Source organism: Stenotrophomonas sp. PS02298 (assembly GCF_029959445.1).
Lineage (GTDB): Bacteria > Pseudomonadota > Gammaproteobacteria > Xanthomonadales > Xanthomonadaceae > Stenotrophomonas.
Genome location: NZ_JASCOR010000002.1, coordinates 39944 through 50975, shown reverse-complemented (window position 1 = coordinate 50975; position 11032 = coordinate 39944). Strand labels below are relative to the sequence as shown.

The 11032-nt window shown below is 62.1% G+C and carries 9 protein-coding genes; all 9 read right to left on the bottom strand.

What is annotated here, in order from left to right; all coding sequences use genetic code 11:
* Window positions 1-675, bottom strand: coding sequence for a hypothetical protein (locus tag QMX78_RS00755; RefSeq protein ID WP_282265633.1), 675 nt, complete (start codon window positions 673-675; stop codon window positions 1-3).
* A gap of 1204 nt (window positions 676-1879) precedes the next feature.
* Window positions 1880-2377 (bottom strand): hypothetical protein, encoded by a 498-nt coding sequence (locus QMX78_RS00750; RefSeq protein WP_282265632.1) that lies wholly within the window; start codon window positions 2375-2377, stop codon window positions 1880-1882.
* Window positions 2374-4257, bottom strand: a complete 1884-nt coding sequence (locus QMX78_RS00745) for a hypothetical protein (protein WP_282265631.1) — start codon at window positions 4255-4257, stop codon at window positions 2374-2376. The genes QMX78_RS00750 and QMX78_RS00745 overlap by 4 nt, the downstream gene beginning before the upstream one ends.
* A gap of 12 nt (window positions 4258-4269) precedes the next feature.
* Window positions 4270-5511, bottom strand: coding sequence for a hypothetical protein (locus QMX78_RS00740; RefSeq protein WP_282265629.1), 1242 nt, complete (start codon window positions 5509-5511; stop codon window positions 4270-4272).
* Window positions 5512-5741: 230 nt separating this feature from the next.
* Window positions 5742-7460 carry a hypothetical protein gene (locus QMX78_RS00735; protein ID WP_282265627.1) on the bottom strand — a complete coding sequence of 573 codons (1719 nt, stop codon included), beginning with the start codon at window positions 7458-7460 and terminating at the stop codon, window positions 5742-5744.
* Window positions 7460-7924, bottom strand: coding sequence for a hypothetical protein (locus QMX78_RS00730; protein WP_282265625.1), 465 nt, complete (start codon window positions 7922-7924; stop codon window positions 7460-7462). The genes QMX78_RS00735 and QMX78_RS00730 overlap by 1 nt, the downstream gene beginning before the upstream one ends.
* 12 nt (window positions 7925-7936) lie before the next feature.
* Window positions 7937-8359 carry a hypothetical protein gene (locus QMX78_RS00725; RefSeq protein WP_282265623.1) on the bottom strand — a complete coding sequence of 141 codons (423 nt, stop codon included), beginning with the start codon at window positions 8357-8359 and terminating at the stop codon, window positions 7937-7939.
* The gene (locus QMX78_RS00720; protein ID WP_282265621.1) at window positions 8359-10248 is read right to left on the bottom strand and encodes a hypothetical protein; all 1890 of its coding nucleotides are present in this window, start codon (window positions 10246-10248) and stop codon (window positions 8359-8361) included. Before QMX78_RS00720 ends, QMX78_RS00725 begins: the two co-directional genes overlap by 1 nt.
* The gene (locus tag QMX78_RS00715; RefSeq protein WP_282265619.1) at window positions 10248-10865 is read right to left on the bottom strand and encodes a hypothetical protein; all 618 of its coding nucleotides are present in this window, start codon (window positions 10863-10865) and stop codon (window positions 10248-10250) included. Before QMX78_RS00715 ends, QMX78_RS00720 begins: the two co-directional genes overlap by 1 nt.
* Between the last annotated feature and the right edge of the window lie 167 nt (window positions 10866-11032).

The following is an 11032-nucleotide window of genomic DNA, read 5'->3' as shown; positions in this document are numbered from 1 at the left end:
TTACTGCCTCAGATAGCGAGCGGCTGCGCCTTGGCCAAACACTTCATCGAACTGCTGGCTGGCATTGGGGTTAGCACGGAGCGCAGACACGGCTTCTGCCGGCGGCGCGGGAGGCTGATTGGCGCCTCTGAGGCTGGAATAGAGCGGATCCGCATCGAGTGCGGCAACTGAGGCAGCCTTCGCTTCCGCGTCAGAGCTGGGGTCATTAACGATCGCGTTGTATCGATCGGTGTAGGACTTCAGGCGCTCGCCATCCGTCAGCTCGCCGGTCTGACGTGGCGCCTGCGGAGCTCGCACCGGCGCGCCGTCGGCGCCCGTCACCGGCCGCCACCCGCCATCAGGCCCGATGATCCCCATACTTCCATCGGCCGACACACTCACCTCGGGCCGGCGCGCAAGGCGGGAGATCTCCAGACTGGTATCGCGGCCAGCAGCGTTGTCCGCCAGCTGGGCGTTGACCTTGGATGCTTCCAGCTGCCTGTTGGCGGCGTTCTCCGCGCTCACAGCATTCGCTTGCAGCGAGGTGAGATCAGCCTGATCCTGCGTCCGCAGCGTCTGCATCCGCTCATCACGCTGCGCACCAGCCTCGCCCAGGATTGCTTGCGCAACAGCTGCACGGCTGCTTGGGCTGCCCTTCAGGCTGGCGCTGCCCATCGCTCGCGTCAGCTTGTCCACCAGCGTGTCGTTCGGATTCTGGATGACGGCGCCCTGCCGCCCGCGGATTGCTTGGGAAGCTGCAGGCCGAGGGGCAACGACTGTGGCAGCGGGACTCGCCACAGTGGCAGCTGCAGGCCTGGGAGCTGTCATGGTGGTAGCCGCCGGCGCAGCAGCCGGCGTTGCCTGGCCGCCGCCCACCATTGAGCCAACCCCAACGCGGCGATCGCCGCCGGTACCGAAACCAGCGTCAGCCAGCTGCACACCTTGCGCAAGCCCTTCTGCGGTGTCGCTGTAGACCGAATTGCCGGCAGCATCGACAGTGCGCTGAATGCCCGCTGGCGCCGCAGCAGCTGCAGCGGCCGGCCGAGACGCACCTGTCAAAACCCGGCTCGTCACGTCTTGGAAATCTTGCCCACGCCCCGATTGCCTGAGGGCCCCGTCAGGGATCCGCGCTCCATTTTCGATCATTGTCACCGCCGGCACTGAGGCAGCAGCAGGGCTCGGCGCCGCCGCCCGCGCGGGTGATGGGGCGACAGGGCCAGGCGTTCCAGTGTCCAACGATGGAATGCTGACGGGCTGCCCGGCGTTGGGCAAAGGCTGTTCGCCAGTGAACGCCCGACCTGCGTCGCGCACGAATCCCAACGAGGCCCTAATCGGTGCCGTTCCCGCCGATACCGCGGATCCAACCACGTTCGCCGCCCTTCGCTGGCCAGCACCCAATGCAGCGCGCGCGCCATTGAAACCCGAGCGCATAACCGTGCCGACGACGGTCCCCGGCGCAGGCCGAGCAGGCACAGTCGCGGGCGATGCGGCAGGAGAGGCAGCCACAGGCGCGACCCTGGCAGGCGCAGGAGCACTTCGTTGCAGCGATGCCATCCCCGCCCCTATTCCGTTCCAGGAAGAGCCTGGTACAGGGTCCTGCAACGGCCCTGACGGCAAGCTCGAAAGACCGGACGTCAACGCTGGCGTCGCAGACTGACTTGGCCTCGGGAAGCTGGTCATGACCGGTCCGGCGGATGCTGGTGGGCGCGGAGCGACAGCACCTGCTGCGCCCAGCCGGGCGAACCCCGGACGACTCGCTGTAGTTGCAGCCGGGGTTATGCCAGGCGTAGCACTTCGAGCAACTTCTTTTCGTGCACTCTCAAGATCGTCGGTAATGGCCATTGCCTTCTCCCCAAAAAGAAAGGACCGCCGGGGCGGTCCTGTGTGTATGTGGCGCGGCTTATTGGCCGCATGCTTGAGTGGTGTGCTTCATATCTGTCCAGAAGCACTTTTCAGGTTCTGGTTCGGGGGGGACGTCGCTCAGGTCATAAACGACACTGATGTTTGAAAGCGAAAGGTCAATTCGCGCACCTGTTCCTAAATCAGGCTGCGCTTCTATCGAAAACACGGTGCTCCATTCCTCAAGCGGGCCGTACGCTGGGTTGTCGAAATGGTCCTGAACGAGAATGTCGAAGTCGTAGCTGCGACTTTCCTCGGCTGAAATACTCCCCAATTCCACGAAGAAGTAAGGTGACACACCGAGTCTGAGCTGCACCAAGCCTGCCGTATCCGCAGACGCGACTGCAGTAAACGAACCCCGCATCCGCGTGATAAACACTCCCTGGGGCAACTCGGTGTTCAGAGCACCTTGATCCCGATAGCGGAAGTAGTCCCGCATCCCGTAGCCGGTCAACGAGGTATCGGGCATATCGATCGGGTTTGTGATCCAAGCGGTCATGCGTCGGATGTCTCCCCATTGAAGTTGAAACTTTGGCTGCAACTCGAGCTCTGGCCAACTGATGCCGAGACACCTGCGCTGTAGTTGACCGCTGACCAGCTGGCGGCAGTCAACTGGGCAGCCACCTTCAACTTGGTGTCATTCACCGACAGCAGCTGATCGGTCAAGAACTTCGCTTGCTGGAGCATCAGTTCGGCATTCTTGCCGCCGGCGTCCATCCTTGCCCGGCTTCTGGCGAGGCCCAATTCGAAGCTCCGATCGCTGGCAGCGGATGCCGCCTGTTCCACAGAAGCGGAAGCCGAATAGAGGCGTGCCTTGGCATCGACCAACGAGGACACAGCAGCCAAGCGCGAGCGCTCTGCACTGAGCTCGCTCTCCCGCTTTGCTATCAGCGCTTGCCATGCACTCAGCTGCTGGCCGAACTGCTGCGTGCGCAACCGCTCATGCTCCAGCTTCAGATTCTCCGACGTCGCCCAGGCATCCACACGCTTGGACTGAACATCCATCTGAGTGCGGTAGATGTCCGCCCGCTTGCCCTCGCCCTCGACGCTGGCGATGTAGCCCTGCCACTCGGAAACGTGCGCCTTCCAGCGGCTATCGAATCCATCTACTGCGGTCTTGTAGCGATCAAACACAAGTCGCTGTACGTCCGCCTTCGCCTTTACCGCCTCCACCTGGGTCCGGTAAAAGTCAGCCATCAAACCCACGGCACGGATCTGCTCGGCGTACAGGCGTACGCGCTGCTCGTTCACCTCTCCGCGCAGACGTTCGCCATCGAGCTGTGCCTTGAAGATCTCCACCTTGGCCAGCTCTGCTTGAATGCGGTCACGCATGACCTGGGCTTCGATCTGATAGCCCTGCATCCGGGTCTGGTAGACCGACAACCGGTACTGCAGCACCGTCATGGTCGCTTCGCGAGCGAACCGCGCGGCCTCCAGCGCAAAGCGCTGCTCCTCAACGTGCAGGTTGATATAGACCCCCTCCAGCGCAGCGCCCTGCGCGAGGGCCAAGCGCAGGTTCTGCAGGGTCTCTTCGTACTGCTTGATCACCGCCTCACGGTTGAAGTCGGCAATCCGGTCCTGCCCCCGCTGGCGGATCTCTCGCACCTGCGCAGTGAGTGTCCCGTTGGGCACGTTCCAGCCTCGCGAGCCAAACTCGGTGATCGCTTGCTCCACCTCCCTGCCGGTCTCAACCTCCTGGCGGCTCCGCCCCTTCTGGAAGATCGCCGCCTCGATCACCTCGGGGAGCGCAGGCTTTGACTGCAGCATCCGCTCGATCGTCCCGAAGAGCTGGTCCTTAAGCCTGCTGACATAGGCCTCCGGCTGGAAGGTCCAGTTGTCATCAAAGGGCGGCTCGACCAGCTGGGGCAGCTGCCCATTGAACTCAGGCAGGTCGATGTCCGGCAGGGTCGGCAGGTTCAGCTGCTCGAAGGTCGGCAGCTGGGGCAGCGGCGCGTCGGGGGCGACCGGCATAACCAGCGGTTCTGGGTCATCGGGCATCCTGGGAGCCACGATGTCTGGCCGAGTCGGCCTTGCACCAAAGGAGAGCGTGGGCATCTCCGCTGTGAACTCAGGGGCCGGCGCCCCCTCCACCGCTCCCGGAACAAAGACCGGCGGCAGCGCCACCTCGGCCGGCAACCGCATCTCAAAAGCTGCAGCGTCCAAAGTCGGCGCCAAGGGCCGCGTGAACGGCGTCAGCTGCCCTTCAAAGTCGAAGTTGACGTTGAACTCAATTGGGGAGATCCCAACGTCGTCCATATCCGTCAGCCCGTCGACCACCAACTTGTAGAGCTCGTCCCCCTTGTTGGTGAATTTCGTGTGGGCGTCGCCCACCAGGTTGTACGCCCCCGAGTTTGGAGGGAGGCACCATGTCGAGGCCATTTGTTGCTCCTATTACCCGCGCGTGCGGCGGCTCATTTGCGTCGGGTAGAACTGAATGGTCTGCAGATCAAAATCAGCGCCATCCACATTCTCTATTTCAAAATCCCAATCGACGGCTTTCATGCCCTTGCCGATCTTGGCGCGGGTCTCGCGCGAAACGGCAGCAGGCCTGGCCAGCACCTTGTAGATCGCCATATTCTTCTCGCCCGAGCGCTTGTCCACGAATATCGTTTTCAGCAGCATCTGGCCATCAGCTGCCATCCCGAAGAAGACATCGGAGAAGGATTTCTCCAATCGATCACCGAGATCGGACATTCCGAGCCGCAACCGAGCGCGAATCGGTTCACCCATATCGTCCCTGCCACCGAGGCGCGCTATGCCGCCGGCGTGAGCGCCGTAATACCGTCCCCCGATCTTGGCGAAGCTATTGAACGGATATTGGGAGTATGTGGACAGCGCCCGACTTTCTGTATTCATGACCCATGCCAGGAACTCGCCGGTGTCAAACGACAGCGCCATGCCCAATCCCAGACAATCAGCGATCTGGGCAGCGAGCTCGGCTTGATGAGTAGGCCGGGAGCCCAATGCGAACCCATCCCGCAGCAGCACCGTCAGGGTGTAGCTACCGCTGGTTTGTGCCGCAATCGTCAGACGCTCAAGCACCCGCGTAAACGCGGTATATAGCTGCTCCACCTTGTCGGTGACCTGCAGCGAATCAACCGCCTCTGCCAGGCGCAGCCACTCCGTCACTTCTCCAAGTACCACGGCGCTGGCGACCACCTGCAGTGCCTCGCCATAGTTGCTCGCTTCGCCACTGAGCACCACCCTAGCCAACGCCCTACCGAGCAGCGTGTGCTGACCGCTCAGCAACGTCGCAAAGGTGATGCCTTCTTCTGCCAAGGCATGGCGCACCACAGTAAGGCGCGCGCCAAACGCGAGGATGTCCTCCGACACGCCGGTGCCGTTAAAGGTCCCATTGGTGCCGGAGCCCAGACCGATGGGAGACCGACTCACTGCGGCATACAGCCGGGCAGCGCGCGCGTCCAATTGAATATCTTCCCGCGCAATTCCGAACCATTGGTCGCCGTAGGACGAAACCTCCGGCGGCTGCGCGACAAGCATTGCATAGCCTGTATTGCCAGCGCCCTGCAAACCAAAGGCCTTCACTCGCAGCCAACTGCGGCCGCTGATGGTGCCCGGCTTGCCAGCGAAGCCGCGGTGACTCAAGCGCAACAGCGCGGTGCCATTGGCCATGCCATGAGACACGGCCTCACCTTTCGCCCCGAGACGAAGCGTGTGCAAACAAGACAAGGGCGGCTGTGGAGTCGCCACCACCAGACTCGCACTCGCCGTGCCAGTGGCTCGAAGGCGCAATCGAGCACGTCCGAACACACCCGGCTCGGTGTACCCGTAGGCGCGGAGTTTCAGTCTGGCCACGCCATCTGCATGACGTGGCGCGCCGACAAGCTCCTCAAACGTGATGGTCACGTATCACCCCCGCCAGAGCTGCCAGGCAGGAGCTTTATCGTGCCCACGCGCTTCATGTTGATGTAACCCTCGTCGCCACTGTAAACACCAATTTTGTAGCCCCGCGTTTCGTCGAAAACTGCATCGAGCTCCTGCGTCGAGAGCTGCATCTCTTCGTAATTGATCACCGGCGACGGGCTCCACCAAAGTGGGTCCGTCGCCATGCCGCGCACTGCGACCGTTGTCACCCCATCGGCCGTAGACGGGGTAATGGGAAACTCCAGTTCCTCCACCCCCTCAAACTCCCCCACCGGCCAGTGCTCTTCGAAGATTGCATAGAACCGCTTTGGCTGTGGCGGCGGAATGCTCAGCGTGAGGTTTGTTGAAAACTCAAATGTTGCATTGATGGCGCTTGATGTCTTGAGCACGTTGGCAACAACACGGAGACCCTCACTTTCAAAAGCAGCCGCCATTTTCCCGATGGACTTCCTATCCCGGACATTCCCGGAGTTATTGTCAACATCGCCCGGCGTCATCGAGTAGTAGCGGGTGTCGCCAAGAACTTCTGTATCGTCTTCGATATTGAGATAAATAAGGGCAGATATCCCACTCGAAATACCATGGCCATAGGTAACCAGCAGGCGCCCCCCGTACAAGCTTTCGGCCAAAGCCGGGAACGGGAACGCCGCCCCCTGAATCGTCAGCACCAGTTGTTTCGCTGACTCTGCGCACATCCCTGTTTCCAGCGTCCCAATGGTAGCCAGCACTCCATCGCCCAGACTGTATGCCGCAGCGCCACCGCAGGAGTTTTCAGTCTCCAGTTGATAGCTTGCACCTGGCAAATCGAGCAAGTTAACCACCACAGGATCAGCAAAATCGGGCACTTGTAGACCCACGTCGGCGGCTATAAACGATGCTTCGAAACTGCCATCATCGCCGCCGTAGTAGATGACCGCACCAGCACCCGCAGGCTCTGGCGCAGCGCTATACGCGCCGATGGCATCGCTGGAGGCATAGAGAGCTGCGCCCACATGGATCGCGCCAACGGACGCCACCCGGCTGGTATATACCCGCCGAGATCCATGCAAGTAAGTAACTTCGCCACTAGCGCGCTGGATCTTGAACTGGTCGCCCCTTGCGTAGTTGGTGTCTGGAGTTTTCGCCTTTCCCGACTCGACCACCTGAAATTTTCCGCCGTGGAAATAGAGCGCATGAGTAAGGCGCGCTGGCAAAGACACGTCCTCAAGATCCGCCGTGAAGCCACACATCGCACCCGTTGGGTGGTCCATGTCGAAAGAGCAAACGCAGTCCCCGTCATGGGATGCCACGCTGTTTGCTCCGGCGTTCCAGCCGAGCAGCACGGATGTTTCGACCCGCGCAGGTCGACCAGATACCGCTGGCACATACTGCTGCTCTGGGTAAGTGGTGCAGTAAGTCGCACCGGGCGGGCCATCGACCACCCACGCCGTAGTACACACCCTGATGTACATGTCGACCACTTTGACCTCGCCGGTCACCGGATCGATTGCGCCGTTGGGATGACGCACCACCACGATCTCCCCGCCCGGCGGTATCAGCACGCCGCCGTTAACCGGGATTTCTATCCTGGAGCACTTCTTTTCCCAGTGCCCCGGCGCCGGCTCCTGCTGGCAAACGGTGAACTGCGCCCGATAAGGCACCTCCGGCGTGCTCTCGACCCCGGGGACAAGGGTGCGCTGGAAGTCCTTGGTGAGCATCAGCTCGCGTCCATGGCCACAACGAAGGTATCCAACGCCAACGTGTTTGCACCGTTGTCGGTCTGGTCGCCGCACGGTAGATCGGTCAGCGGACCGCCTGCGCTCCCCTGCAGGCGCGCCCCTGTGGCGATGTCGCGGCAGTCGTCGCCAGCGGCACCAAACCGCCAGAACGTCGGAGTGAGGGTCGTCATTGCGGCCTGGGCGCCATCGAAGGCAATCGTTGCTTCCCACGCCTCGGCGGGGTTCTTCACCATGCCCGGACCGGACGCCGGCGAGAAGGTCAGTCCCGTAGCGCCATCGTCCCCGACAGTGAACTCGGCAATTTGGGTGTGTGACGCGCCCAGGTCGAGGGCATCATCAGCGTCACTCGGTACCGGGCCGGCGAACAGATACAGGCGGCCTCCATCGAGGGTGCCCTTGATTGCGGTCAGCGCCAGTGCGGCGGTGGTATCGGAAATGGACATATTGGGGCTCCGTTACAGTGGGGGCAGAAGGAACCACCACGACGAAATGATGATCGACGTGGATGGCGTGATAGCCAGGAGGGGAAGGCGCATTTGGAAGTCACCAAGCGATTCATCGCCCAGGCCAATTGCGAAGTCGATGTACGAACCGTCGTCGACAGCTCTACGCAAGCGCGCCCAGCCTGCTTCGCCAACCGCCAAACCAGAAAGCGTCCACAACTGCGTCGCCTTGTTGGTCGCGTAGTGCTGGTGGCGGGTGAACTGCAGACCGCCTGGCGCTCCAATTTCAGCCAGCAAGGTACCGGTTGCCGGGGCGTCAGCGCTGGCCGGCTGCAGACCGCTGAATACTTGGATCTTCCCGCCGTTGAAAATTGACTCGAACGAGCTCGGGCCGAGAATGTGCTCTCGAAACTTGGTTGAGCAAAGCGTTGCCATCAGGCTTTCTCTCGTTCCTTGGGTTGGTCGGGGTGAGGCTTGCCGAGCGGCGAGAAGTACGGCTCGGCAAACACACCGCCAGTAAGGTCGGTCACATCGCCGCGTGTGAGGTAGGTGTTGTTGTCGTACTGCGCATCCGCCCGGTGGGCCGCGATCGAGTGTTTGGAGCCGATCGCGTTGGCGTATACCAGCACCACGTATCCGCTCGGGTCGTACACCGGATCCACAGTTGGCTGGCCGGAAGGGCCAGGCTGCCGACCAAAATAGGCAGTGGTCATCCAATACCGGTCTTGCCCAGGGAGCGAAGGCTCACCCCCGATGCTCAGGCCCCCAGCGGTATGCCCAGAGATCCCGTATCGGAGCTGCAAGGCAGTGAGCCAGCCCAGCCTGGCTACACCCTCCGAAAGGAAACCGGAGGTCTGGTAATAGACCCAGCCGCACACTGCATGGCAGGCCTTTGCGATACCTGACCCACTGGCCGTCACGTCGCCTAGCAGCTTCGTCAGAAGCTGATGGCTTGAGCAAGCAGCCTTGTCGCCCGCCGGAGACGTAGAGAACTCCGTTTCAACGCCCGCTTCCAATGCAGTGAGCCAGGCTCGATGGTCGCCCGTGAAGTTACCGCCCGCTGTGCGTGTAGCTTGGCGAATCGTGCTCAGGACATAGCAATCGTCGACGGGTGAGCCGTAGAGGATCGCGCAGTACGTTACTTCGGTCTCGGAGAGCCGGAGCGCTGGAAAGCGACGCGCCGGCGTCACATAGTCGAGCGCTGCTGGGCCCACAACTTCCAGCCGGATCTGCGCCCCACCCTCCTCGAAGATCACTTCGCCGGCTTCTTCCGTACTCACGCCGTGGAGGCCTACCCGGAAGATCACCTCCCCGGCACCCAGCGGCTCCACCAGCTCCGCGTTCTTGTAGAGCAACACGGGTTGGCGCGGGAGTTGAACGCTGACGAACTCGCCTGCCGCGTCGTCAAAGGTCCATCGGTTGTAGCCACGCACCAGCGACCCCGCCCACACCAGCTCCTCGCTGTCGTAGTCAGCCTCGTAGTAGTAGTGGAAGCTGGCCGGATCGACCTTTGTCTTCAGCTTGTACCGCACCAACGCAGTCCGATGGCCCAGATCGCTGTAGAGCTTGGACGCCCAGGCGTCAGCTTCCTGCAGGGGGGCCGCTGGCCGCACTGGATACTCCAAAGCATCGAGATCGGCCAGGAGCACAAGAAGGTGGCCGTCATGGATCGCCGCGGCCATCACCCGGTTGTACGTGCTTGCCTGGCCGCCAGCGTCGAACATCGAGAAGACCTGCATACCCAGCGCATACACGGTGATGCTGTAGGCCTTGCTGGGATGCCGCGCCTGCGGCCCGATGAAGATTGCAGCTGACCACCAGGACGTAACCAGCCCATCCTTGTTCCTGTGAAAGCAGTTCCCCCCGAAAAGCCGCTTGTTGTTGTCCATAACCTGCGGAAACACATCGAGGTAGGTCCCAGCATCGGCGAAGTAGCCCGGGGCCTTGGACGATGCGAAGTACGACCGCCACCGCATCTCTTCGTCGTGACTGAGGATCACCGGGGGCAGCACCCGATCGCCGGCCTGGTTGAACTCGTCGGCCCCGGCACACGTCAGGATGTCGTCAAAGACCCGGACGGGCCGTTTACCGCCGGGGCGCGGTGGCGGCACGATAGTGACCCGGTTGATGTCGCCAATCTTCTCGGCGACCACCACAGTGCCGTCGCGAGACCTGCGCTCCAGCTTGTGCGTGCCAAGCGAGTTGAAGGCGGCTTGTTCGAGCACCTCCCCCATCAAGCCTCGGGCAGTGGAAACGTGGGCCTGCGCCGCTTCACGGTCCCCGATGACTCGCACCATCAGCTCGCCGGCGTACCGCCCGGCCATCAGACGTCGCCTTCGTCCACTGCCGACAGGTCGTATTGAAGGGCGAGCTTGCTACCACCGCCCATGCCCGTCAGGTCGTCGGCAAAGCGACTGGCGGCGAACAGCCTACCGGTAGTGCTGCCCTTCCCTGAGGTGGTCAACAGGCCTACGCCGCGGATCGCGTAAGGCCCACCAGCGTTGAAGGTGAGCGTAGCCGCCCCCAGCGCTGCGGCGTTGGTCACCTGCGGGGTCACCGCCGCCACCGTCGTCCACGGCACGCGCGTGGCATTTGTGTACTGCGTGAACTCGGTGGCCACAGCCGGGAAGGTGCTGCCCTTCCAGCCAGCGGCGACGGCTACGTCACCACTAAATGGTGCAAGGTAGTGGGCAGCGCCGGCCGCGTGGTTGGCGATCAGGTTCAGGGTTTGAATCAACCCCTCATCGACCACTTTGTTCGCACCCAACGTGGCGGGGCCCAGCGAGCCGTCTTCGTTCACCGGGAAAGCGGTGAAGTGCCCGAATGTGACCATATTCGCGCCAGGCACATAGATACCGGCAGGGGTAAATTCGGCGGTGCGGTTCTTGATGGCGCGCATCGCATCGCGCGCCAAGGCTTCGTTTACACGTTCACGGTTCATGGGCTGCTCCTGGTGATTACCATTTGCCCGCTGGGCATGTAGACCCAGCGAGTTTTGTTTTGCCCACAAGTACGCAACCGCACTTGGAGCAGAAGATCTTTCGGTTTTTGCCGCCTGAGGCGAACGGGCACGCCTGACAAATGGCCATGCGCTCTGCCGCGACCTGC